Annotated in this window: 22 protein-coding genes; 8 read left to right on the plus strand and 14 right to left on the minus strand. The window is 73.8% G+C overall.

The genetic code is table 11. The features are described from left to right. Positions 1-21: 21 nt before the first annotated feature. A complete protein-coding gene (locus tag ABEA81_RS31730; RefSeq protein ID WP_345610204.1) occupies positions 22-924 on the plus strand; it encodes a hypothetical protein in 903 nt (300 codons plus the stop codon). Here ABEA81_RS31730 and ABEA81_RS31735 read toward each other — a convergent pair. Genes ABEA81_RS31735 through ABEA81_RS31745 form a run of 3 tightly spaced genes read right to left on the minus strand, consistent with a single transcriptional unit; the run spans position 921 to position 5,717 of the window. Continuing rightward, positions 921-1,838, minus strand: coding sequence for an anti-sigma factor RsbA family regulatory protein (locus ABEA81_RS31735; RefSeq protein WP_345610206.1), 918 nt, complete (start codon positions 1,836-1,838; stop codon positions 921-923). The two genes, ABEA81_RS31730 and ABEA81_RS31735, sit on opposite strands and share 4 nt — an antisense overlap. 55 nt (positions 1,839-1,893) lie before the next feature. Continuing rightward, positions 1,894-4,089 (minus strand): ATP-dependent DNA helicase RecG, encoded by a 2,196-nt coding sequence (gene recG / locus ABEA81_RS31740; protein WP_425570759.1) that lies wholly within the window; start codon positions 4,087-4,089, stop codon positions 1,894-1,896. Further along, positions 4,086-5,717: a DAK2 domain-containing protein gene (locus ABEA81_RS31745; RefSeq protein ID WP_345610210.1), complete on the minus strand. Its 1,632-nt coding sequence runs from the start codon at positions 5,715-5,717 to the stop codon at positions 4,086-4,088. Before ABEA81_RS31745 ends, recG begins: the two co-directional genes overlap by 4 nt. A gap of 117 nt (positions 5,718-5,834) precedes the next feature. On the opposite strand from ABEA81_RS31745, the gene rpmB reads away from it, so the two are divergent. From rpmB to ABEA81_RS31775, 6 genes are all read left to right on the plus strand, one after another. Then, the gene (gene rpmB, locus ABEA81_RS31750) at positions 5,835-6,026 is read left to right on the plus strand and encodes a 50S ribosomal protein L28 (RefSeq protein ID WP_345610212.1); all 192 of its coding nucleotides are present in this window, start codon (positions 5,835-5,837) and stop codon (positions 6,024-6,026) included. Between the two features lie 179 nt (positions 6,027-6,205). Further along, positions 6,206-7,441 (plus strand): ROK family transcriptional regulator, encoded by a 1,236-nt coding sequence (locus tag ABEA81_RS31755; RefSeq protein WP_345610214.1) that lies wholly within the window; start codon positions 6,206-6,208, stop codon positions 7,439-7,441. Between the two features lie 13 nt (positions 7,442-7,454). Next, the gene (locus ABEA81_RS31760; protein ID WP_345610216.1) at positions 7,455-8,300 is read left to right on the plus strand and encodes an ABC transporter permease; all 846 of its coding nucleotides are present in this window, start codon (positions 7,455-7,457) and stop codon (positions 8,298-8,300) included. Next, positions 8,297-9,079 (plus strand): ABC transporter ATP-binding protein, encoded by a 783-nt coding sequence (locus tag ABEA81_RS31765; protein WP_345610218.1) that lies wholly within the window; start codon positions 8,297-8,299, stop codon positions 9,077-9,079. The genes ABEA81_RS31760 and ABEA81_RS31765 overlap by 4 nt, the downstream gene beginning before the upstream one ends. Positions 9,080-9,090: 11 nt before the next feature. After that, positions 9,091-10,140: an aliphatic sulfonate ABC transporter substrate-binding protein gene (locus ABEA81_RS31770; protein ID WP_345610220.1), complete on the plus strand. Its 1,050-nt coding sequence runs from the start codon at positions 9,091-9,093 to the stop codon at positions 10,138-10,140. Next, positions 10,137-11,645, plus strand: coding sequence for a sulfatase-like hydrolase/transferase (locus ABEA81_RS31775; RefSeq protein ID WP_345610222.1), 1,509 nt, complete (start codon positions 10,137-10,139; stop codon positions 11,643-11,645). The genes ABEA81_RS31770 and ABEA81_RS31775 overlap by 4 nt, the downstream gene beginning before the upstream one ends. A 15-nt stretch (positions 11,646-11,660) precedes the next feature. Here the strand turns inward: ABEA81_RS31775 and ABEA81_RS31780 are convergent, their stop codons facing one another. The 11 genes from ABEA81_RS31780 to ABEA81_RS31830 form a co-directional block, all read right to left on the minus strand. After that, positions 11,661-12,341, minus strand: a complete 681-nt coding sequence (locus ABEA81_RS31780; RefSeq protein WP_345610224.1) for a uracil-DNA glycosylase — start codon at positions 12,339-12,341, stop codon at positions 11,661-11,663. After that, entirely contained in the window at positions 12,341-12,862 is a 522-nt protein-coding gene (locus tag ABEA81_RS31785) for a gamma carbonic anhydrase family protein (protein ID WP_345610225.1), read from the minus strand. Before ABEA81_RS31785 ends, ABEA81_RS31780 begins: the two co-directional genes overlap by 1 nt. 10 nt (positions 12,863-12,872) lie before the next feature. Then, positions 12,873-13,229, minus strand: coding sequence for a monovalent cation/H(+) antiporter subunit G (gene mnhG / locus ABEA81_RS31790; protein ID WP_345610228.1), 357 nt, complete (start codon positions 13,227-13,229; stop codon positions 12,873-12,875). Continuing rightward, the gene (locus ABEA81_RS31795; RefSeq protein ID WP_345610229.1) at positions 13,226-13,492 is read right to left on the minus strand and encodes a monovalent cation/H+ antiporter complex subunit F; all 267 of its coding nucleotides are present in this window, start codon (positions 13,490-13,492) and stop codon (positions 13,226-13,228) included. The genes mnhG and ABEA81_RS31795 overlap by 4 nt, the downstream gene beginning before the upstream one ends. Beyond that, the gene (locus ABEA81_RS31800) at positions 13,489-14,025 is read right to left on the minus strand and encodes a Na+/H+ antiporter subunit E (RefSeq protein WP_345610231.1); all 537 of its coding nucleotides are present in this window, start codon (positions 14,023-14,025) and stop codon (positions 13,489-13,491) included. The genes ABEA81_RS31795 and ABEA81_RS31800 overlap by 4 nt, the downstream gene beginning before the upstream one ends. Continuing rightward, the gene (locus ABEA81_RS31805; RefSeq protein ID WP_345610233.1) at positions 14,022-15,581 is read right to left on the minus strand and encodes a Na+/H+ antiporter subunit D; all 1,560 of its coding nucleotides are present in this window, start codon (positions 15,579-15,581) and stop codon (positions 14,022-14,024) included. The genes ABEA81_RS31800 and ABEA81_RS31805 overlap by 4 nt, the downstream gene beginning before the upstream one ends. Further along, positions 15,578-16,024 (minus strand): sodium:proton antiporter, encoded by a 447-nt coding sequence (locus ABEA81_RS31810; RefSeq protein WP_345610365.1) that lies wholly within the window; start codon positions 16,022-16,024, stop codon positions 15,578-15,580. Before ABEA81_RS31810 ends, ABEA81_RS31805 begins: the two co-directional genes overlap by 4 nt. Before the next feature lie 17 nt (positions 16,025-16,041). Further along, the gene (locus ABEA81_RS31815) at positions 16,042-16,575 is read right to left on the minus strand and encodes an MnhB domain-containing protein (protein WP_345610235.1); all 534 of its coding nucleotides are present in this window, start codon (positions 16,573-16,575) and stop codon (positions 16,042-16,044) included. Then, positions 16,572-18,908: a hydrogen gas-evolving membrane-bound hydrogenase subunit E gene (mbhE, locus tag ABEA81_RS31820; RefSeq protein ID WP_345610237.1), complete on the minus strand. Its 2,337-nt coding sequence runs from the start codon at positions 18,906-18,908 to the stop codon at positions 16,572-16,574. Before mbhE ends, ABEA81_RS31815 begins: the two co-directional genes overlap by 4 nt. Positions 18,909-19,113: 205 nt before the next feature. Continuing rightward, entirely contained in the window at positions 19,114-20,433 is a 1,320-nt protein-coding gene (locus ABEA81_RS31825) for a M20/M25/M40 family metallo-hydrolase (protein WP_345610239.1), read from the minus strand. 4 nt (positions 20,434-20,437) lie between these two features. After that, positions 20,438-21,265, minus strand: a complete 828-nt coding sequence (locus ABEA81_RS31830; RefSeq protein ID WP_345610241.1) for a M55 family metallopeptidase — start codon at positions 21,263-21,265, stop codon at positions 20,438-20,440. A gap of 94 nt (positions 21,266-21,359) precedes the next feature. Between ABEA81_RS31830 and ABEA81_RS31835 the strand changes: the two genes are divergently transcribed. Continuing rightward, positions 21,360-23,168: an ABC transporter substrate-binding protein gene (locus ABEA81_RS31835; protein WP_345610243.1), complete on the plus strand. Its 1,809-nt coding sequence runs from the start codon at positions 21,360-21,362 to the stop codon at positions 23,166-23,168. Positions 23,169-23,216: the final 48 nt, after the last annotated feature.

Consider the following 23,216-nt stretch of genomic DNA (forward strand, 5'->3'; position numbering starts at 1 on the left):
ACCGAGCCGAGGGGTGTCGCCATGCGTCCCGACCCGGCGGCCCTCCACGGCGCCGCATTCGCCGAAGGCCGACGCCTGCGCCAGCGGGCCGAGCGCCGCCGCGCGCGGCACGCCGCCCGCATGGAGGCCCACCTCACCCGCATGGAGATGCACCGAGCGCGGCACATCCGGCGGATGGCGAGGCGCCGGGCACACGCCCGGCCGCCGTTGGCCGTTGCGCTCGTGATCCTGCTGGTCACCACGGCGGTGGCGGGCAGCGCGGCAGCGGCCATCGGCGCGATCATCGCCATGACGATCGCGGTGGCCGCCATCGCGGGCCCGGCGCTCATCGTGGGCGGCACGGCCGTCGCGCTCACCCGCCGCGGCAGGCGCCGCCGCGCCGTGGCCGCCGGCACCGCCCCGCTCCCGGCCCGCCCGGCCGCCCCGCCGCGCCTCGAAGCCGTGTGGACCAAGGCCCGCGAGCGGTTCACCGCGCTGCGCGCCGAGTACGCCGCCTTCGAGTGCGACCCGATGGAGGTGCTGCGCCGGCCCGCGCTCGCCGACGTCTCGGTGGCCAGCACGGCCCGGTTCGTCGACGCGTTCGCCGAGGCGCAGGCGCTGGAGACCGACTCGTTCCCACCCGCCGAGCACGCCACGTCGTTCGTGTCGGCCGTCGACCGCGCCGAGCGGGCCTGGCGCGCCGCCGCCGAGGCGGCCGAGCGGATCCGCCTCTCGGGCCTCTCCCCCGCCGAGCGCGGCACCGTGGAACGCGTGATCAAGCTCCTCACCACGGCCCGCGACTCCGACAGCGACCCCGAGCGCCTCGCCGCCTACGCCCGCGCCCGCAGCGAGCTCGCCAAGCTCGACCGCTCGGGCGTGATCCACCTGCCCCGCACCGCCCAGGCGGCCCTCGACGAGGCCGCCCGCGGCGAGCTGCCCGCCTAAACCCTCATGTAGACCCGGATCGTGGTGCCCCGGTCCGACCGGTGGACCCGCACGAGGTCGGTGAGGTGGTTCACCAGCAGCAGGCCGCGCCCGCCTGGCTGCTCGGGCGGGGCGGGGCGGCGTCCGGCCAGCGGGTCCTCCAGCCGGCCACCGTCGGACACCTCGGCGACGAGGTGCCCGTCGGCGATCCACACCCGCAGCGCGCACCGGGTGCGGGCGTGCTCGATGCTGTTGGTCATCAGCTCGTTGACCGCGAACTCGAAGTCGTCGGCGCGGTGGGGGTGGAGGCCTGCGCGCCTCGCCGCCGCGATCGCGTACGCCCTGGCCTGCGACATCGCGGCGGCGTCGACGAGCAGCGGGTCTACCCCCGGCGGCGCGGGCATGGCCTCGTTGTAGTCGGCGAGCACCTCGTCGGGCGCGTACCGGCCGCTGCCGCGACGCCCCGCCGGCCCGATCACCGTCGGGTGGGTGCGCTCGGCATCCTGGAGGACGTCGTGCGGCAGGCCCACGACGTCGTAGGGGCAGAGGATCTCGACGTCGCGGCCCGCGAACGCCTCGTTGATCAGGGCCTCGTGCTGCACGCACGCCGGGTACTCGACCTCGCTGCGCCCCGGCCAGATCGGCTCGCCGATGATCCGCACGCTCCCGGCGTGGCGGTGGCGGTCGGCGAAGTCGAAGAGCACGCCGGGCAGGATCCGGCCCGGGTTGCGTCCCGCCCGGGTCATGTCGATCAGCTGCACGCGGGCGGCCGAACCCCCCAGCGCGCCCCGCAGCAACTCGTGCCTCGCGCCCGGCACGGCCACCGCGACGGGCTCGCCCGCGGCGAGGCCCTCCTCGATGAAGGGCACCGTTCCGCCGAGGTACTCGTCGACACCGCGGTAGAACAACGCGGGGTGCCGGAACGGCTCGTTCACGGCTGCATCCTCTCGACGACACGGTCCGGATACCCAGCGGGACGCGGCCGACCCCTCACACCTTGTCCAGGTAGGCCGCCCGTTCCTCGTCGCCCACCGTCTCGCCGACGAGCGCGGCGAGGCCGGGGTGGCGGCGCAGGCCGGGGTCGTCCGCCACGATGTGCGCAGCGTAGACCTGCGCCTTGGAGATGACCTCCTCGTGGCGCAGCAAGGACAACAACCGCAGCCCGGAGCGGCGGCCGGACTGCAGGGCGCCCAGTACGTCGCCCTCACGCCGCAGCTCGAGGTCGAGGTGGGCGAGCTCGAAGCCGTCGGTGGTGCCTGCGACGGCGTCGAGGCGCTCCCGGGCCGTGCTGCCGGCCGGCATGTCCGTGACCAGCAGGCACACGCCCGCCGCCGAACCGCGCCCGACGCGCCCACGCAGCTGGTGCAGCTGGGACAGCCCGAAGCGGTCGGCGTCGAGGATGACCATGCCGGTGGCGTTGGGCACGTCGACGCCGACCTCGATCACCGTGGTGGCGACCAGGACGTCGAGCTCGCCGCGCTCGAACGCCCGCATCACGGCGTCCTTCTCGTCGGGCGGCAGCTTGCCGTGCAGGACGCCGATCCGCAGGCCCTGCAGGGCGCCGTCGGCGAGCTTGGGCGCCACCTCGAGCACCGCGAGCGGTGGGCGCTTGGCCTGGCCGTCGTCGGCGTCGGCGCCGATGTCCGGGTCCTCGGTGTCGACGAGCTCGGCCTCCGCGTCGGCGCCATTTTCCGGGCCCCCCACGCGCGGGCACACGACGTACGCCTGGTGGCCGGCCGCCACCTCCTCGCGCACCCGGCGCCACACGCGGTCGAACCAGCTCGGCTTCTCCGCGAGCGGCACGACCGTGGTGGCGATCGGCGAGCGGCCGCGGGGGAGCTCGCGCAGTGCGGAGACCTCCAGGTCGCCGTACACGGTCATCGCGACCGTGCGCGGGATCGGCGTGGCCGTCATGACGAGCATGTGCGGGGCCAGCTCGCCGCGGTTGCGCAGGGCGTCGCGCTGCTCAACGCCGAACCGGTGCTGCTCGTCGACGACGACGAGGCCGAGGTCGGCGAACCCGACGTGCTCCTGGATCAGCGCGTGGGTGCCCACGACGATGCCCGCCGCCCCGGACTGCGCGTCGAGCAGCGCCTTCCGGCGGGCCTTCGCGCCCAGCGAGCCGGTGAGCAGCGTGATGCTGGTGGCGTGCTCGGACGCGCCCAGCTCGCCTGCCTTCCCGAGCGGGCCGAGCAGCGCCCGCAGGGAGCGGGCGTGCTGGGCGGCCAGCACCTCGGTGGGGGCGAGCAGCGCCGCCTGCCGGCCACCGTCGACGACCTGCAGCATCGCTCGCAGCGCGACGACGGTCTTGCCCGCGCCCACGTCGCCCTGCACGAGCCGGTTCATCGGGTGCTCGCGCGCGAGGTCGGTGGCGATCTCGGTGCCGACGGCGTGCTGGCCCGCGGTGAGCGCGAACGGCAGCTGGGCGTCGAACGCGTCGAGCAGCCCACCGGGCACCGGGGGGCACGCCGCGGCCGGGCGCTGGGCGGTGGCCTGGCGGCGCAGCGCCAGCGCGAGCTGCACGCCCATCGCCTCGTCCCACACGAGCCGGTGGCGGGCCGCGTGGATGTCGGCCTCGGACTCCGGAACGTGGATCCGCCGCAGCGCGCGCCCGAGCTCGGCGAGCTTCTCGCGGCCCCGTACGAGCTCGGGGAGCGGGTCGGTGGGGTCGTCGAGCAGGTCGAGGACCTGCCGCACGCAGCGGGCCACCTGCTGCGAGGTGATCTTGCCGGTGGCCGGGTAGACGGACAGGAACGGGCGGATCTCGTCGGCCTCGTCGAGGGGCTCGAACTGGGGGTGGGTGAGCTGCAGCTTGCCCGCGAAGACGCCCACCTTGCCGGAGAACACCGCGCGCACCCCGGGCTTGATGATGTGCTGCACCTTGTGCCCGTTGAAGAAGGTGCAGTCGATCGTGGCGCCCTTCTCGTCGCGGATGACGACGTTCAGCAGCTTGCCGCGCCGCGACCGCATGTCGCGCAGCACCGACTTCTCCACCTGCGCCACGAGGGTGGCCTGCTCGCCGATCTCCAGCCCTGCGATGTCGGTGAGCTTGCCGCGGTCGACGTAGCGGCGGGGGTAGTGGCGCACCAGCTCGCCGACGGTGCCGATGTCGAGCGACTCCAGCGCCGCCGCGGTGCGCTTGCCGACGAGCGGCTCGAGCGCGCTCGACATGTCGATCCCTGTCATTCCACCCCCAGCACGAGCGGGTAGTCGGTCTGCCCGCCGCGGTGCACGACGACGTCGACCTCGGGGTGGGTGCGGCGCAGGTCGGCCGCCAGGCCCTCCCCCAGTGCCGCGTCGGCCCCCTCGCCGAGCAGCACGGTGACGATCTCACCACCCGCGGTGAGCATGCGGTGAGCCAACCACAGGGCACCGACAGCCAGGTCGGGGGCGATGAGCACGACCTCGCCGTCGGTGATGCCGAGCACCTCGCCGGGCTCGCAGCGGCCCACCCACGTGAGCGCCTCGGACTCGGCCACGACCAGCCCACCGGTGCGGGTGCCGGCCGCGGCCTCGGCCATCGCGACCACGTCGTCCCCCGCCCGCCGGTCCGGGTCGTGCACGGCGAGCGCGGACAGCCCCTGCAGGACCGATGCGGTGGGCAGCACCAGCACCTCCTGCCCGTCGCGGCGGGCCACGGCCGCCGCCCGCTCGGCCACCGGGGCGAGCTCCGCGTCGTCGGGCAGCAGCACGACGTGCCGGGCGCGGGCGCCCGCCAGCGCCGCCACGATCTCGCCCTCGTCGACGTTGCCGCGCGGCTCGCGCTCCAGCACCACCGCCCCCGCGGACCGGGCCAGCTCCGCCAGCTCCGCCCCGGTGACGACCATCAGCACGGCCCGCTCGCGGGAGAACCGGCCGGGCGCCTCGGCCGGGGCGCCCTGATCGGCGAAGCGCACCACCGTGATCCGGTGCGGCCGCCCCGCGGCGATGCCGGCCTCGATCACGGCACCGATGTCGGTGCAGTGCACGTGGACGTTCCACAGCCCGTCGGAGTCGCCCGCCACCGCCACGCAGTCCCCGAGCGCGGCCAGCCGGCCACGCAGCTCGTCGACGCGGGCGTCGTCGGTGCCGTCCAGCAGGTACATGACCTCGTAGTCGTGCTCGTCCGACCCGGCCTCGCGCTCCGCCACCAGCACCTCCCGATCCCGTGCCACCGGCGCGGCCGCCCCGGGCAGCTCACCGCCCGGCGCCCGCCCGGTCACGAACGCCGCGAGGGCGTCCAGCACGAGGTAGAGGCCGAGCCCGCCGGCGTCCACGACCCCCGCCCTGGCGAGCTCCGGCAGCTGCCCCGTGGTGGCGCGCACGGCCGTGCCCGCCGCGTCCGCCGCCGCGACGGCCACGTCGTCGAGCCGGTCCGGGTCGGCCTCCGCGGCCGCCCGCGCCGCGGCGGCGAGCACGGACAGCACGGTGCCCTCCTTGGGGCTGCTCACCGCGGCGGTGGCGAGCCGGTGCGCCCGCTGCAGCGCGTCGGCCAACACCGCACCCGCGGGCCGCGGGACCGGCGTCACCGCCTCCGCGAGACCCCGCAGCACCTGCGAGAGGATCACCCCGGAGTTGCCGCGGGCGCCGACCAGCGCACCCCGGGCCAGTGCGGCCGTCGCTGCCGCCACCCCGCGCCCGGCCCCGTTCTCGCGCACCACCCGCCGCACGGCGTCGGCCGCCGCGCGCATGGTGAGCAGCAGGTTCGTGCCCGTGTCGCCGTCGGGCACCGGGAAGACGTTGATCCGGTCGATCTCGGCGCAGTGCCGCTCGAGCGCCGTGGTGGCGGCCCGCGTCCAGCCGGTGAGCAGCGCGGTGTCGAGGGTCGGGGGCACGTCCGCGAGCCTAGGCCGTAGGGCCCGTGCACGATGGCGCGACGGCGCAGGTACCCTGGTTCTTCGCGACCGGGGCAACCCCGGCTTCCCTCATCGTCTACCCGAGGAGTGTCCGACGTGGCTGCCGTCTGTGACGTCTGTGGAAAGGGTCCGGGCTTCGGCATGTCCGTCTCGCACTCGCACCGCCGCACCCACCGCCGCTGGAACCCGAACATCCAGACCGTGCGTGCGAGCGACAGCGGCGGGAACCGCCGGCGCCTGAACGTGTGCACCTCCTGCCTCAAGGCCGGCAAGGTCGCGCGCGCCTGAGCGTCCCACCGCGCACTTCACACATCCCGTAGCCACTTCACACAGGGCCCGCCCTGTGTGAAGTGGCTATTGGCTGTGTGAAGTCGTTCTAGCCCCCGCCGGACCCGCCCTCGCCGGGCCGGTCGACCGAATTCTGTCGGGCCGTTGACGGAAAAAATGGGCGCGGCTAGGCATATCGCATGTCGAGGTCGACCGGGCTGCACGCGCTCACGCGGAGCATGCACGAGAAGCGGGTGCTGACCGCACTCCGCACGGGCGGGGCGATGAGCCGGGCCGAGCTCGCCGAGCGGGTCGGGCTGTCCCGCACGACCGTCTCCGAGATCACGGGCAACCTGCTGACCAGGGGCGCGATCATCGTTGCCGAGACCGATGCCGCGGTCCGCGTCGGGAGCGGCCGGCCGGCCGAGCGGCTCTGCCTCGACCCGTCGTCGGGCCAGTTCCTCGGGGTCGACTTCGGGCACCGCCGCGTGCAGGTCGCGGTGGCCGACGCCGCGCACGAGATCATCGCCGGTGGCGTCAGCCGCTACGCCGACGGCACCCCGTGGGACGAGCGGCTCGAGATCGCGTTCGCGCTGACCGAACGGCTCGCCCGCGAGACGGGAACGCACCTCGGCGCCCTGCAGGCCGTGGGGATCGGCGTTCCCGGGCCCTACGTCGGCGACCAGGCCGGGGTGCCGGAGATCAGCTGGAACCGCAGCCTCGCACCCAGAGGGGTCGACACCGCGTTCGCCGAACGCTTCGGCGCTCCGGTCATCGTGGACAACAACACCCGGTTCGCGGCGCTCGCGGAGGCGATCTCGCACAAGTCCGCCGTCAGCGACCTCGTCTACGTGCGGCTCTCCGACGGCGTGGGCGGCGGCCTCGTCGTCGCCGGCAGGCTCGTGACGGGAGGCCGGGGGTTCGCCGGCGAGCTCGGCCACGTCACGGCCGACCCGAACGGCGCCACCTGCCGGTGCGGGAAGCGTGGATGCCTCGAGACCGTCGCGTCCACCCCGGCGATCCTGCGCGCGTGCCGGGAGCGCGGCGCCTCCGTGGGGTCGCTCGACGACCTCGCGCAGGCGCTCGCCCGCCGCGATCCCGCGGTCGAGGCGGTGCTGCGCGAGGTCGGGGTGACGCTCGGGCGGGTCCTCGGCGCGACGGCCATGGTGCTGAACCCCGACGAGGTCGTCATCGGCGGCGAGATCGTGCACCTCGCGCCGGTGATCGTCGAGCAGGCGGCGGCCACGCTGCGCTTCGAGCTCTACTCGATCCCCGCCGCGGAACCCGTCGTGGTGCGCGCCGCGCAACTGCGGGACAGCGACGGAGCCGTCGGCGCGATCGCCGCGCTCTTCCACCAGTCCCCGCTGCTCGCCGAGTACGCCGAAGCCGCGCCGCCTGCCGGTTCCTCCCCCAGCCAGCGAAGGAGCACATCGTGAGGTCGCAGCCGTCATGACCGGGACGCAGAACGTCCCGCGCGTCGAGGCGCCGCCCACGTCGGCGCTGTCCCGGCCACCCGCAGCGGCGCCGCCGGCATCCCGGAGAAGGCTTCCCCGGCGGTCCACGCTCGTCGTGCTGAACGCGCTGTCCATCGTCGGCGGTATCGCCTGCTGGTGGCTCCTCGCGCGCGCCGGCTTCCAGTTCCCGACGCCGCCCGAGGTCGTCGCGAAGGCGATGCAGCTCGCGGCCAACGGGACCCTGCAGGAGGACCTCCTCGCGAGCCTGGCCCGCGTTCTCACGGGCTTCCTCATCGGCTCGGCCGTCGCGGTTCCCGTCGGTTTCCTCATGGGCTGGTACACCCTGGCCCGCGGGCTCCTGGAGCCCTGGATCCAGTTCTTCCGCACCATCCCGCCGCTCGCGCTGCTGCCGCTGGTGCTGGTGCTGCTCGGCATCGGCGAGGTCCCGAAGGTGTTCGTCATCTTCCTCGCCGCGTTCCTGGCGTGCGTGATCTCGACCTACCAGGGCGTCGTGAGCGTGGACCGCACGCTCATCGACGCCGCGCGCGTGCTCGGCGCGAAGGACGGGACGATCTTCGCGAGGGTCGTGGTCCCCGCGTCGACACCGTTCATCCTCGTCGGCATGCGGGTGGGCCTCGGCTCGGCGTGGGCCACCCTGGTGGCCGCCGAACTGCTGGCCGCTCCCGCCGGTCTGGGCTACCGCATGCAGCAGGCGCAGCTCTACTACGACCTCGCCACGATCTTCGTCAGCATCGTCGTCATCGGTGTTCTCGGCCTGGTGATGGACCGGCTGCTGCTCCTCGCCGAGACCAGGCTCACCGGATGGCAGGAACGGCGATGAACACGAAGATCTCGGTGCAGGAGGTCCGCAGGACCTTCCCGCTGAAGGACGAGGAGTTCGTCGCGCTCGACGGGGTCTCGCTCGACATCGCGGACAACGAGTTCGTCACCGTCGTCGGGCCATCCGGGTGCGGCAAGTCGACGCTGATGAACATCCTCGCCGGGCTCGACACCCCGACCTCGGGACGCGCGCTCGTCGACGGGAAGGACGTCCTCGGCCCCGGGCCCGAGCGGGGTGTCATCTTCCAGCAGTACGCCCTCTTCCCCTGGCTCACCGTCCGCAAGAACGTCGAGTTCGGGCTGAAGGTCGCGGGCCTCGACGCCGTGCAGCGGCGGGAGCGGGCCGACCACTTCATCCGCATGGTCGGCCTCGAGCAGTTCGCCGACGCGCTGCCGAAGATGCTCTCGGGCGGGATGAAGCAGCGCTGCGCCATCGCCCGCGCCTACGCGGTGAACCCCTCGATCCTGCTCATGGACGAGCCCTTCGGCGCGCTGGACGCGCTCACCCGGGTCACGCTGCAGGAACAGCTGCTCGACACGTGGAACCGCGAGAAGCGCACGGTCCTGTTCATCACCCACGACGTCGACGAGGCCGTCTTCCTCGCGAACCGCGTGGTGGTGATGGCGGCCCGGCCCGGCCGCATCTACGACGTGATCGATGTCGGCCTGCCCCACCCGCGCACCGAGGAAGCCCGCCTGAGCCCGGGGTTCGCCGAGCTCCGCAACCGCGTGTGGCACTCGGTCTACCACCAGGCTCCCGGCATCGCCGCCGGCCAGTGAGAGGAACGGCAATGCGGTTCAGCAAGCGGTTCAGCAAGCGGTTCAGCCAGCGGTTCAGCAAGCGGATCAGCAGACGGCGGGTCGGTGTCATCGCGGCCGGCGCGGCCCTCGCCGTGCTCGCCGCGGGGTGCGCCGGCGCCACCGGGACCCCGGACGGGCCGGAGCCCGTCGACGTGAACTTCGGCTACATCCCCGACTTCAACGGCACGAGCCTGCTCGCGATCGCCGAGGACCAGGGGCTGTGGGAGAAGCACGGGGTGAACGTCACGACGACGTCGTTCACCAACGGGCCGCTGCAGGTCCAGGCGCTCGGCACCGGCGACCTCGACTTCGGCTACATCGGTCCGGGCGCGATCTGGCTGCCGGCGTCCGGGCAGGCCAAGATCATCGCCATCAACACGCTCGGCCGGGCCGACCGCGTCGTGGCGCAGCCGGGCATCAACTCGATCGAGGACCTGCGCGGTCGCACCGTCGCTGTCCCCGAGGGCACGTCCGGCGACATGATCCTCACGCTCGCGCTCCAGAAGGCCGGGATGACGAAGGCGGACGTGAACCTCGTGGCGATGGAGCCGGCCGCCATCATCACCGCGCTGTCGTCGAAGCAGGTCGACGCGGCCGGCATCTGGTACCCGGCGCTGGCGACCGTGAAGCAGCGGGTCCCCGACCTCGTCGAGCTGGCGACGAACCAGGACTTCGAACAGACCGTCGCGTTCCCGACGGCGTTCGTCGCGGGCAACGACGTCGTCGCGAACCAGCCGGAGAAGGTGGCGCGCGTGCTGAAGGTCCTGCGCGAGGCGATCGCCTTCCGCGCCGCGAACCCGGACCAGGCAGTCGAGCTCACCGCGGACTTCTCCGCCCTCGACCCCGCCCAGGTGCAGGCCGACGCCCGGAACGTGCAGGTCCTGTCCCTCGACGAGCTCGACGGGCTGACCCGGGACGGGACGATCGGCAAGTGGCTCGCCGGCCTCGGTGACTACTTCGTCGGTGCGGGCAAGCTGCCGGCGGCGGTGGACCCGGCGCAGTACTACACCGGCGATCTCTTCCTCCGGGCCAGCGAATGAGCCGGCGGAACATCCTCTTCCTGATGACCGACCAGCACCGGGTGGACACGCTCGGGGCCTACGGCAACCCGCACGCGGCCACGCCGGTGCTCGACGGGCTCGCCCGCTCGGGCACCCGGTTCGACCGCTGGTACACGCCCACGGCGATCTGCACGCCCGCGCGCGCGAGCCTGCTCACGGGCCAGGCCCCGTTCCGGCACCAGGTGCTGGCGAACCACGAACGCAACGTCGGGTACCGCGAGGACCTGGCCGACGGCACGTTCACCTTCGTGGAGGCGCTGCGGGAACGCGGCTACCACACCGGCCTCGTGGGCAAGTGGCACGCGGGCACCGAACGCAACGCCGCCGACTTCGGCTTCGACGGCCCCGACCTCCCCGGCTGGCACAACCCCGTCGACAACGAGGACTACCTCGGCTACCTGCGCGAGCACGGGCTCCCGCCGTACCGGATCAGCGACCGGATCCGCGGCACGCTGCCCAACGGCGGGCCGGGCAACCTGCTGGCCGCCCGCCTCCACCAGCCGCTGGAGGCCACGTTCGAGCACTACCTCGCCACCCGCACGATCGAGCTGCTCGAACGCTACGCGGCCGCCGCCGACACCCCGTTCTTCCTGGAGCTCAGCTTCTTCGGGCCGCACCTCCCCTACATCGTGCCGGACTCCTACTTCGACATGTTCGACTCGGGACTGGTCGAGCTGCCGAAGTCGATCGCGGAGACGTTCGAGGGCAAGCCGCCGGTGCAGCGCAACTACAGCGCCCACTGGACGTTCGACACCATGCCGATCGAGGTGACGCGCAAGCTCATCGCGGTGTACTGGGGCTACGTGGCGCTGATCGACGAGCAGATCGGCCGGGTCCTGGCCGCGCTCGACCGGCTCGGGCTAGCCGACGACACCGCGGTGTTCTTCACCAGCGACCACGGGGAGTTCACCGGCTCGCACCGGCTGCACGACAAGGGCCCCGCGATGTACGAGGACATCTACCGCACACCCGGGATCGTGCGGATCCCCGGAGCGCCCCCGGGCCAGGTGCGCGACGAGTTCGTCAGCCTGCTGGACTGCACGGCGACGATCCTCGACCTCGCCGGCATCGACCCGGCACCGGCGGTCGACTCGCGCAGTCTCGTGCCGCTGGTCGAGGGCCACCAGGTGGAGTGGGATCCCGACATCGTCTGCGAGTTCCACGGGCACCACTTCCCGTACCCCCAGCGGATGCTGCGCGAGGACCGCTACAAGCTGGTGGTCAACCCGGACTCGACGAACGAGCTCTACGACCTCGCGAACGACCCGGACGAGCTGCTGAACGTCTACCGCCACCCGGAGATCGCGCCCGTCCGGACCCGGCTGATGCGGCGCCTCTACCGCCGGCTGCGCGACCGCGGCGACAACTTCTACCACTGGATGACCACGATGTACGACGTCGGGGACGTCGACCACGACCCGACCCAGTCCGGCCTCGACGAGACGACCTACCGGTCCGCCGGGGACGAGGTGCACGTCGCGTGACGCCGAGCGGCAGGCTCAGGGGAGCTTCCAGTCCACCGGCTCCCCGCCCAGCTCCTCGATCAGGGCGTTGGCGCGGCTGAAGGGGCGGGAGCCGAAGAAGCCGCGGTCGGCCGACATCGGGCTCGGGTGGGCCGACTCGATGCACGGCACGTCCTCGAGCAGCGGGGCGAGGTTGCGGGCGTCGCGGCCCCAGAGGATCGCGACGAGCGGCTCGCCGTCCCGGGCCACGAGGGCGCGGATGGCCTGCTCGGTGACCTTCTCCCAGCCCTTGTCCCGGTGCGATCCCGGATTGCCCGGCTCCACCGTGAGCACCCTGTTGAGCAGCAGCACGCCCTGCTCGGCCCACGGCGTCAGGTCGCCGGTGGACGGGGTGGGGTGGCCGAGGTCCGCGGAGTACTCGCGGAAGATGTTCGCGAGCGAGCGCGGCACGGGGCGGGTCTGCGGCGACACCGAGAACGACAGCCCGATCGCGTGCCCGGGCGTCGGGTACGGGTCCTGGCCCACGATCAGCACGCGCACCCCGTCGAACGGCTGCTGGAACGCGCGCAGCACGTTGGCGCCCGCCGGCAGGTAGCGGCGGCCCGCGGCGAGCTCGGCGCGCAGGAACGCCCCCATGTCGGCGATCACCGGGGCCACCGGGGCCAGCGCCTTGGCCCACCCGGCCTCGACGACCTCCTCGAGCGGTCGTGCCGGCATCAGGCGATCCTCCTCAGCTCCGCGCGGAACCTCTTGCCGCGCCGGATGTAGCTCTGCACCGCGTGGTCGAAGTACCCCTCGGGGACCTCGTGGCCCTCCCGGACCCGCGCCGGGACGCCGATCGCCATCCGCCGGTCCGGGATCTCCGTCTTCGGCGACACGACGGCGCCCGCCGCGACCACCGCACCGGCCCCGATGCGGGCGCCGTTCAGCACCACCGAACCGGACGAGATGAGGGCGCGGTCCCCGATCAGCGCGCCCTCGATGTGCACGTTGTGCCCGACGGTGACCTCGGCCCCGATGATCGTGGGCTCGTGCGGTGTGCAGTGGATGATCGACCCGTCCTGCACGCTGGTGCGGGCGCCCACCTCGATGCGCCCGTCGTCGCCCCGCAGCACCGCGGTGGGCCAGACCGACGCCTCCGCCCCGATCGTGACGGCGCCGATCACGACGGCGTCCGGGTGGACGTAGGCATCGGGATGGATGTCCGGTTCGACGTCACCGAGCGCGTAGAGGGGCACCCGCGGGAGCTTAGGACGACCCGTCCTCCGGCATCTTCCCGGCCAGCTCGTCGACGACCAGCAGCTCCGATCGCACGCTCCCGCCGCGGTACGCGGAACGCCCGAGCAGCTGCGCGATCACCGGCGCCGTGATCACCTGGAACAGCCCCACCAGCAGCAACGTGACCGCGCTCTCCATCTCGACCCGCAGGGCGGTGCCGGCGAGGATCAGCAGCAGGCCCAGCGTCTGGGGCTTGGTGGCGGCCTGCATGCGGCCCGGCAGGTCCGGGAGGCGCACGAGCCCGAGGGCCCCGAGCAGGCAGGACAGTGCGCCGACGAGCATCAGCACGGCGGAGGCGGCGTCGATCACCACGGGGTCGATGATCACCGGTGCCCCTTCCTGCGCTCCGCCAGCCGGGTGGCCGTGGCCGACCCCACGAACCCGAGGAGGGCGACGGCCGCGAGCAGCGGGATGTTGGACCCGTCGCGGTAGATCGCGACGTACACCGACGCCGCGGCCACGATGAGGATCACGAACACGTCGAGCGCGGCGATCCGGTCCAGCGTGTCCGGGCCGCGCAGCAGCCGGACGAGCGTGAGGGCCCCGGCCAGGCAGAGCATCGCCAGGACGACGACGAAGACGACGGTCATCGCGCCACCCCCTCCTCCAGCAGGCGCCTCGCGATCGACAGCTCCTGCGGGGTGCCCAGGGCCGCGAGGACGCGGCGTTGCATGTCCAGGGCCCGCCTCCGGGCCCGTTCCACCCCGGCGCCGTCACGGGGGCCCAGCGAGTAGACGTACCAGACGTCGTGGTCGTGGTCGATCTGCAGCGCCATCGTGCCCGGGGAGAGCGTGAGGGCGGTGGCCATGACCGTGACCACGAGATCCGAGGACGAGATCAGCGGGATCGCCATGATCGCCCCGCGGGCGCGGGGGCCGTACCGCAGCACCTGCCAGCCCACTTCGGCTCCGGACACGACGAGATCCCAGAGCAGGAACAGGACGAGCCCCGCGAGGCGCAGCGGGCGCACCGGCAGCCGGTCGGTGGCGGGCGGCAGCCGGAACAGCGCGATGACCAGCACCGCGACCAGCACACCGCCGACGATCGACGCCGGGGTGAAGGTGCCCCACAGCAGCACCCACACCAGCGCGAGCCACAGCGCGGACGGCAACCGGGCGGTCACGGCGGCCCCTCCCCCAGCACGGCGACGCGGTAGGGCTCGCGGTCGAGCAGGTCCACGCCGGCCCGCCCGGTCACGCCGGCCAGCGGGCCGGCGAAGGCGGCGATCGCGAGGCTCACCGCGATGAGCCCGGCCGTGGCGGCGTACATCGGTACGGACGTGCGTGCCGTGCCGACGAGCACCTCGTCGGTGGGGTCGACGTCGGGCACCGGGGCCACGGGCTCGCCCCAGAACACCCGCACCCACACGCGCACCAGCGCGTAGAGGGTGAGCAGGCTCGCGACGATCACGACGCCGGCGACGGCCTGTTCCGGGACGCCGCTGCCCGCCCCGGCCCGCAGCAGCGCGAGCTTCGCGACGAACCCGGCCGTCGGCGGCACCCCGGCGAGCGTCAGCGCGGGGACGGCGAACAGGATCGCCAGGCCCGGTGAGCTGCGCAGCAGACCGCCCATCCGGTCCAGCGCCACGGTGCCGGTGCGCCGGGTGATGAGCCCGCTCACGAGGAACAGGGTGGCGAGCACCGTGATGTGGTGGGCGGCGTAGAGCGCCGCGCCGGAGACCCCCGCCGCGTCGAAGACGGCCAGCCCGTAGAGCAGGAACCCGATGTGGCTGACCAGCAGGAACGACAGCAGCCGGTTGAGGTCGTTCTGCGCCAGCGCGCCCAGCACGCCCACGAGCATCGTGGCGACCGCCAGCACCAGCACGAGCGTCCACGGCTCCTCGCGCGGGAAGAGCAGCGTCTGCGTGCGCAGGAGCGCGTAGAAGCTGACCTTCGTGAGCAGGCCCGCGAAGAGCGCCGCCACCGGGCCGGGCGCGTTCGGGTAGCTGTCGGGCAGCCAGAAGTGCAGCGGGACGATCGCCGCCTTGATCCCGAAGACGACGAGCAGCATCATCCCCAGTACCGTCTGCAGCCCCGGGGGCAGCTCTCCCACCCGGCCGGCGAGGTCCGCGAGGTTCACGGTGCCGGTGGCGGCGTAGACCATCGCGACCGCCGTGAGGAAGAGCAGCGACGACAGCAGGCTGACCGTCACGTACGTCATGCCGGCCCGGATCCGGTTGGCGCCGGTGCGCCGGGTGATCAGCACGTAGGACGCGGTGAGCATCAGCTCGAACGCCACGAACAGCGTGAACAGGTCGCCGGTGAGGTACGCGAGCGAGACGCCCGCGCAGAGCATGAGGTACATCGGGTGGAACGTGGTGCTGGCGGTGGCGCGGCCGTAGTCGGCGATCCGCTGGTCGATCGCGTAGACGAGCACGGCGAGCGTGACCAGCGTGGACACGAGCAGGAGGAGCGCCGACAGGCGGTCGGCCACCAGCGCGATCCCGACGGGAGCGGGCCAGCCGCCGAGCTCGGCGACGATCGGGCCGTGCCGGTCGGCGGCCACCAGCAGCACGCAGGCGAGCGCCGCCACCGCCGCGAGCACCACGATCCCGACGACGCGCTGCAGCGTGGCCGACCGGCTTCCGACCACCGTGAGCGCCGCACCGAACATCGGCAGCAGCACGGGGAAGGGCAGGAGGATGTTCAGCATCGAGGATTCGCTCGCGAGCTCGGTCATTGCACCTCCCGCCTCGCCTCGGCCTCGACCTGGTCGTCGGTGCGCTCGGCGGCCGCGAGCGGATCCGCCTCGTCCTCCCCGCCGTCCTCCAGCGGCGCGGACGGTGTCTTCTGCCGCGCGATCCGGCGGTCCTCGACGTCGTCCTGCACCTCGTCGTGGCCGACCAGGACGTAGGAGCGGTAGCCGAGCGCGAGCAGGAACGTCGTGAGCGCGAACGTGATCACGATCGCGGTGAGGGCGAGCGCCTGGGGCAACGCGTCGGTGAACTCCTCCGACGGCACCGCGCCGAGGATCGGCGCCCGGCCCGGCGGCCCGCCGGCCAGCTGCAGGAGCAGGTTGGTGCCGTGCCCGAGCACGACGACCCCGATCAGCACCCGCATCAGCGAGCGCGACAGGAGCAGCGTGAAGCCGGTGCCGTAGAGCACGCCGACGGTGGCGGCCATCACGAGGTTCACGCTGTTCACCGGGGCTCCCCCGCATCCCGCATGTCGCGCTCGATCCCGGCGCCGAGCGAGCGCAGCAGGTCGAGCACGACACCGACGATCAGCAGGTACACACCGGTGTCGAGGAACACGCTCGTCTGGGTCTCGACGTGCCCGAGGAGCGGGACGTCGAGCGCGATCTTCGTGGTGGTGAGCACCGGCGCGCCGACGACGGTGGGGGCGAGCGCGGTGAGCAGGGCGACGGTGAGCCCGAGGCCGATGAGCGCCGGCGGGCGGATGCGCACGGCGGCGTCGCTGCCGCCCGCGATGTAGCGCAGCACGAACGCGAGGCCGGCGACCAACCCGGCCGCGAAGCCGCCGCCGGGCCCGTAGTGCCCGACGAGCAGCAGGTAGATCGAGAACACCAGCACTGTCGGGAACAGCGCGCGCGTGGTGATCTCCAGCAGGAGCGTGCGCTGGCGGTAGCCGCGGCAGTCGCCGGAGAGCATCCACGCCTGCCGGGGCCGGTCCCATTCCTCGAACGGCACCGGTTCCTGGTCCGGGTCGGTCATCCGAGCACGTCCTCCTCGTGCCGCGGCGTGCTCTGGCCGCTCTCCACCGGCGCCCGGCCCCGCCGCCGGTCGTAGCGCGTGGCCAGCACGAGGCTCGCGACGCCCGCTGCCGTGACGAACAGGACGCCGATCTCGCCGACGGTGTCCAGTGCCCTGAAGTCGACGAGGATCGCGCTGATCACGTTGGTGGCGCCGGCTTCGGGCGCGAGGCGGGCGAGCTCGGCGCTCGTGGTGGCCGGGGCGGTCCGCGCCGCGGAGAGCACCAGTGCGAAGACCGCGACGGCGAGCCCGGCGACGGCCCCCAGCAGCGACTTGGGTACGCGTACCCGCCGCGGCGGGCGCGTCTCGGTGAAGTGCGCGGGCAGCCTGCGCAGCACGAACACGAACGCGACGAGGGAGAGCGTCTCGACGAGGAACTGGGCGAGCGCGAGGTCCGGCGCCCCGTCGACGATGAACAGGCCACCGACGCCGTAGCCGATCACGCCGACGAGCAGCACGGCGGTGAACCGGCGCCGCGCCCGGGTGACGGCGAGCGCCGCGATCACCACCACGATCGCGAGCGGCACCTGGATCGCCTCGTGGTAGATCGGCACGGAGGCCGGCCACGCGCCCGCGAGCACCGTGGCCACCCCCGGGAGCAGCACGAACGCCACCAGGATGGTGGCGAGGTAGGCGGGCAGCGAGCCGACCTGCATCCGCCCGGTGACGCCGACGGCGACCCGGCCGATGCCCGCGATCGTCCTCTCGTACGCGCGCTGGGCGTCCAGCGGGCTGCGGCCGGCGAGCGGTGCGAGCCCGGCCCGCGCGGCGTGCACGGCGAGGCCGCCGGCCAGCGCGACCGCCGAGAACAGCAGGGGGAGGCCGAACCCGTGCCAGAGCGCGAGGTGGTAGCCCGGATCGCCCGGCAGCGCGGCGGCGTAGCTCGCCGCGTCGGCGTCGACGATCGGTGCGGCGATCCCGAGCACGGGCCCCGCGACCGCGCACAGCCACACCGGGACGGTCAGCGCGGGGCCGAGCCCGTGCACCTCCACGGCATCGCGGCCGGGCTTGCGGGCGAAGGCGCCCCACAGGAACCGCGCGCTGTAGGCGACGGTGAGCACCGAGCCGAGCAGCAGGCCGCCCGCGACCGTCCAGTTCGCGACCGTGCCGTGGAGGAACGCCTCGAACGCCGCCTCCTTGCCGACGAACCCGATCAGCGGCGGCAGGCCGGCCATCGAGGCGGCCGCGAGCGTCGCGGCGACCGCCAGGCCGGGCAGCGCGCGGCCGACGCCGGACAGCTCGCGCACGTCACGCGTGCCGGTGGCGTGGTCGACGGCGCCGACGGTGAGGAAGAGGGTGGCCTTGAACCCGCCGTGCGCGAGCAGCATCGCGATACCGGCCATCGCGGCCACCCGGCCACCCGCGCCGAAGAGCACCATCAGGAACCCGAGCTGGCTCACCGTGCCGAACGCGAGCAGCCGCTTGAGGTCGGTGGCGGAGAGCGCCCGCCAGCCGCCGACGAGCATGGTGGCCACACCGGCGACGAGCACCGGCACCGTCCACACCGCGAGGTCGGCGAACGCGGGCGAGAGCCGGGCCACCAGGTAGACGCCCGCCTTGACCATCGAGGCGGCATGCAGGTACGCGCTCACCGGGGTGGGCGCCACCATCGCGGCGGGCAGCCACGGGTGGAACGGCAGCTGTGCCGACTTCGTGAACGCCCCGAGCAGGATCAGCAGCAGCGCGGCGGTGACCGGTCCGCCGCGGGGCGGGTCGGCGAGGATCTCCGAGATCCGGTAGGTGCCCGCGGCCTCGCCCAGCAGCACGAAGCCGAGCAGCATCGCCAGCCCGCCGAACACCGTGACGAGCAGCGCCTGCACGGCGGCGCGGCGCTCCTCGCGGCGCTCGCCACCCTGCCCCACCAGCAGGAACGACGCGACCGACGTGAGCTCCCAGAACACGTACAGCGTGAGCAGGTCGTCGGCGAGGACGAGGCCGAGCATCGCGCCTGCGAACGCGAGGAGCAGCGCGGCGGAGCGGGGGGCCTCCGGCGAGCCACGCCCGAAGTAGCCGACGCTGTAGGCCAGGATGACCGCGCCGATGCCGGACACCAGCACGATCATCGCGAGCCCGAGCGCGTCGAGCCGGAAGGCCAGCTCCAGGCCGAGCGCGGGCGACCAGGCCGTGGTCTCGACCAGCCCGCCGGAGAGCGCGGGGCCCGCGTTCGCCAGTGCCCACAGCAGCGTGGCCGCCGGCAGCACGGCGGCCACCCCGAACGCCGCACGGGTGCTGCGCGCCGACACCAGAGGCAGCAGGCCCGCGACGACGAGGTGCGCGGTGACGAGCGCGAGCACGCGGGTCCTCCTCCCGGTGTGGACGGGCGAGAGCCCCCTGCGGCGAGGTACCCCGGAACGGCCCGATCATCGTTCCCCGACACCCGGAAACCCACCGGTGGGCGGCCGCGAAGCGGACAATCCGGGCCGAGGTCGCGGGCCCAGCCTACCGGCCGGTCTCCGCCGCAGCCGCATCCGCCGCGCGCCCGGCCCCCGTATCGCCCGGTCAGGCCTGCAGCAGGAAGCGGTCGAGCACCCGGGCGCCGAACTCCAGCCCGCTCACGGGAACCCGCTCGTCCACGGCGTGCGCCATCGCCCGGTGGTCGTAGCCGTCCCCGTCCGGGGCGGGCCCCAGCGGCGCGAAGCCGTAGCAGGGGATCCCGAGCGCGGAGAAGGCCTTGGCGTCGGTGCCACCGCCGAGGCAGTAGGGCACGACCACGGCGTGCGGGTCCTCCGCCCGGAGCGACTCGGCCATCGCCGTGAACCACGGGGAGTCGAACGGCGCCTGCACCGGGTCGCCCTGCGCCACGACCTCGTACCGGACCCGGGGACCGAGCAGGTCGGCCAGCGCGGCGGTCACCTCGGCCATGCCGCCGGGCAGCACCCGGGTGTCGACCATCGCCTCGGCCACCGGCGGGATCACGTTGACGGCGCTGCCCGCGGCCAGCACGGTGGGCGTCATCGTGGGACGCACCACCCCGGCCGCCAGCCGGCCCGCGTGGCCCAGGCGCGCGATCGTCGCCTCCACGCCGGCGTCGGAGTCCAGCTCCGCGGGCACGCCCAGCGCCTCCGCCGTGCGCAGCAGGTACTCGCGGACCGTCGGCGTGAGCCGGACCGGGAACCGGTGCGCCGCAACCCTGGCCAGCGCCTCGACCAGCGTGACGACGGCGTTGTCGCGGTTCGGCCGCGAGCCGTGCCCGCCCCGCCCGGTGGCGGTCAGCCGCAGGTGCAGGGTGCCCCGCTCGGCCGTGCCGACGGGGTAGAACCGCACCCCGTCCGCCGGGTGCGGGAACCCGCCGCCCTCGCCGATGGCCGCCACGCACCCGTCGAACAGCTCCCGGTGCTGCGCCACCAGCCACTCGGCGCCGTAGGCGCCCCCGGTCTCCTCGTCGGCGACGAACGCGAGCACCAGGTCGCGGCGGGGACGCACCCCGCGGGCGGCCCACGAGCGCACCACGGCCAGCACGCTCGCGCACGCGTCCTTCATGTCCACCGCCCCGCGACCCCACACGTAGCCGTCCCGCACGGCGCCCGAGAACGGCGGCACCGTCCAGCCGTCCGGGTCGGCGGGCACGACGTCCAGGTGCCCCTGCACCAGCAGCGCGCCGAGCCCCGGATCGCGGCCGGGGACGCGCGCCACCACGCTCGTGCGCCGTGGGGCCGGCTCCAGCAGCACCGGCTCGACACCCGCCTCGTCGGTGAGCACCCCGGCGACGAACTCGGCCGCCTCCCGCTCGCCGACCGCGTCGCCGCGGGCCCGGTTGGTGGTGTCGATGGCCACGAGCGCGGAGCAGAGCTCGGCGACGCCGTGCGCCGGGCCGGTCACCGGATCAGCCGTAGACACCCTGCACCGCCCCGGACGCGATGGCCGTCACGATCTTGAAGGCGCGCATCCCCTCGGTCATGTCCGGCGCGTCGAACCCGACCCGGCGCACGCCGACCTGCTCGACGGTCGGCACGACCGCCGCGGCATCGGCGAGGTGGGCCGCGTCGAACTCCACCTCGATCCGGTGCGGCGCGGGCCGCCGCGGGCCCCGGCCCGCGCGGCGCATGGCCGCGGTGGCCGCCTCCGTGATCAGCTCCGCGGTGCGGGCCGGGGGCAGGCAGATCGCCGCGTACCTGCTCACGCACCGCTTCACGGCCACCCGCTCCGCGTCGGGCGCGTACGCCGCCGCCTCACCGCACGCCCGGTCGTCCCCGGTGACGAGCAGCACCGGCACGCCGTGCTCGGCGGCGAGCGCGGCGTTCAGGCCGCCCTCGCCCGCCGGCTCGCCGTCCAGCCACACGCCGGTGATCGAGTTCGTCAGGTACGTGTGCGCCAGCACGCCTTGCTGCCCCGCGCCGGCGTGGTAGCCGAGGAACACCACCCCGTCCACGCCCGAGTCGATGCCCTGCATCATCGACAGCGGCTTGTGGCGCCCGGTCAGCATGCTGGCGCGCGGGTCGAGCTCCTCCAGCAGCAGGTTGCGCTGCGCGGAGTGGGCCTCGTTCACCAGCACCGCGGTGGCGCCGCCCGCGGACAGGCCGGCCACGCACGCGTTGACGTCGCCCGCGAACAGCCGCCGCATCCGCTGCCACGGCTCGGTGCCGGGCACGCAGTCGTCGGTCCAGGTGACGCCGGTGGCGCCCTCCATGTCGGCGGACACCAACACCTGCATGATCACCCAGGCTAGCCGCACGTGACCCATTGACGCCATGGCGTCACGATGATTCATTCCCCCCACCGCAACGGCGCATCTTCGGGGGGAAGCCATGCGATGGGTCTCGTTCCGCACCTGGGCGGGCCGCGCGGCCGCCGCGCTGCTCGCGGCGGCGCTCGCGGCCGGCGGCGCCGGCGTGGCACAGGCGGCTCCGGCTCCGGGCGGCACCACCCTCCGGGTCGCGATCACGCAGGACATCGACTCGCTCAACCCGTTCGTCGCGGTGTTCCTGTCCTCCACGCAGGTCATGCGCCTCACCTACGAGAACCTGACCATGGTGGGCCCGGACAACGCGGTGCAGCCGGGGCTCGCGGAGAGCTGGGAGGCCTCGCCCGACGGCCTCACCTGGACGTTCCGGATCCGCGACGCGCAGTGGTCGGACGGCACGCCGATCACGGCGCGGGACGTCGCGTTCACCTACACCCAGATCATGGCCAACCCGGCGGCCCAGGACGCGAACGGTTCGGCCGTCGCCAACTTCGCCTCGGTCACCGCGGTCGACGACCGCACCGCGCAGATCACCACGAAGCGGCCGCAGGCCTCGCTCCTCGCCACGGACGTCCCGATCGTGCCCGAGCACGTCTGGACCTCCCGGGTGGGGCAGATGGGCACCGCGACCGGCGCCGAGCAGCTCCCGGTGGTGGGCAGCGGGCCGTACGTCATCACCGGCTACCAGGAGGGCCAGTCGGTCACGCTCAGCGCGAACGACCGCTTCTGGCGCGGCCGCCCGCACGTCGACACGCTCCAGTTCGTCCGGTACGAGAACGCGGACGCCGCGGTGCAGGGCCTGCTCAAGGGCGACGTCGACCTGGTGCGCGACCTCACCCCGGCGCAGTTCGACTCGCTGGACGGCAACGCTGCGGTCGGCCGCAACGAGGGTCGCAACCGGCGCTACACCGAGCTGCTGCTCAACTGGTCGAACCCGAGCGGCGTGGACGGGAAGCCCTTCGGCGACGGCCACCCGGCCCTGCGCGACGTGCGGGTGCGCCAGGCGCTGCACCACGCCGTCGACGCCGCCGCGGTCGTGGACCGGGTCAAGCAGGGCTACTCGGAGCCCGGGCACGGGATCATCCCGCCCGTCTACCCGAAGTGGACGTTCACGCCGTCGGACGCCCAGCGGCGCGACCACGACCCGGAGAAGGCGAAGGCGCTGCTCGACGAGGCCGGCTACCGGCCCGGCCCGGACGGCGTGCGCGTCGGTCCCGACGGCAGGCCGCTCACCCTCCGGCTCATCGCCGGGAACCAGGTGCCCACCAACCCGCAGCTGCTGGAGTTCCTCGCCGGGTGGCTCAAGGAGGTCGGGGTCGGGGTCACCCCCCAGATCATGTCGTCCAACCAGATCGACGACGCCACCGTCGCGGGCACCTTCGACATCGCGGTGAGCGGCTGGAGCGTCAACCCGGACCCGGACGCCACGCTCGAGCAGCAGACCTGCGCCGTCAACGGGACGTCGCGGGCCGACTCCGGCTACTGCAACCCCGCCTACGACCAGCTCTACGCCGAGCAGCAGGCCGCGCTGGACGAGAACCAGCGACGCGACATCGTGCAGCGGATGCAGTCGATGCTCTACGACGACGTGCACGCGATCGTGCTGACCCACGACGCGATGCTGGAGGCCTACCGGGCCGACCGCTTCACCGGCTTCGTCCTCCAGCCCGAGGACGGCGGGGTGATCACCGGCCAGACCGGCTACTGGGGCTACTACGGCGCCACCCCGGTGGCCGCCGACCAGACGGCCGCGGACTCCGGCGGTGGCGCGGGAGGCGTCGTGGCCGGCGTGCTCGCCGCCGTCGTGGTGTTGGGGGGCGGGGCGTTCCTCGTGACGCGCAACCGCAGGCGCAGCCAGGACGAGCGCGAATGAGGCCGATCCCCACCCCGCCGGAGGCGCCGGGCACCGGTGAGGTCGGGC

Origin of the sequence: Pseudonocardia adelaidensis (assembly GCF_039543345.1) — a bacterium.
In the GTDB taxonomy this organism is placed as follows: Bacteria; Actinomycetota; Actinomycetes; order Mycobacteriales; family Pseudonocardiaceae; genus Pseudonocardia; species Pseudonocardia adelaidensis.

Excerpts from the sequence above, each read along its gene's own strand:
- ABEA81_RS31730 (WP_345610204.1), top strand. The coding sequence starts at position 22 with ATGCGTCCCGACCCGGCGGCCCTCCACGGCGCCGCATTCGCCGAAGGC.
- recG (WP_425570759.1), bottom strand. The coding sequence starts at position 4,089 with ATGACAGGGATCGACATGTCGAGCGCGCTCGAGCCGCTCGTCGGCAAG.
- ABEA81_RS31755 (WP_345610214.1), top strand. The coding sequence starts at position 6,206 with ATGTCGAGGTCGACCGGGCTGCACGCGCTCACGCGGAGCATGCACGAG.
- ABEA81_RS31760 (WP_345610216.1), top strand. The coding sequence starts at position 7,455 with ATGACCGGGACGCAGAACGTCCCGCGCGTCGAGGCGCCGCCCACGTCG.
- ABEA81_RS31765 (WP_345610218.1), top strand. The coding sequence starts at position 8,297 with ATGAACACGAAGATCTCGGTGCAGGAGGTCCGCAGGACCTTCCCGCTG.
- ABEA81_RS31770 (WP_345610220.1), top strand. The coding sequence starts at position 9,091 with ATGCGGTTCAGCAAGCGGTTCAGCAAGCGGTTCAGCCAGCGGTTCAGC.
- ABEA81_RS31775 (WP_345610222.1), top strand. The coding sequence starts at position 10,137 with ATGAGCCGGCGGAACATCCTCTTCCTGATGACCGACCAGCACCGGGTG.
- ABEA81_RS31780 (WP_345610224.1), bottom strand. The coding sequence starts at position 12,341 with ATGCCGGCACGACCGCTCGAGGAGGTCGTCGAGGCCGGGTGGGCCAAG.
- ABEA81_RS31795 (WP_345610229.1), bottom strand. The coding sequence starts at position 13,492 with ATGACCGTCGTCTTCGTCGTCGTCCTGGCGATGCTCTGCCTGGCCGGG.
- ABEA81_RS31805 (WP_345610233.1), bottom strand. The coding sequence starts at position 15,581 with ATGACCGAGCTCGCGAGCGAATCCTCGATGCTGAACATCCTCCTGCCC.
- ABEA81_RS31810 (WP_345610365.1), bottom strand. The coding sequence starts at position 16,024 with ATGGCCGCCACCGTCGGCGTGCTCTACGGCACCGGCTTCACGCTGCTC.
- ABEA81_RS31815 (WP_345610235.1), bottom strand. The coding sequence starts at position 16,575 with ATGACCGACCCGGACCAGGAACCGGTGCCGTTCGAGGAATGGGACCGG.
- ABEA81_RS31830 (WP_345610241.1), bottom strand. The coding sequence starts at position 21,265 with ATGCAGGTGTTGGTGTCCGCCGACATGGAGGGCGCCACCGGCGTCACC.
- ABEA81_RS31835 (WP_345610243.1), top strand. The coding sequence starts at position 21,360 with ATGCGATGGGTCTCGTTCCGCACCTGGGCGGGCCGCGCGGCCGCCGCG.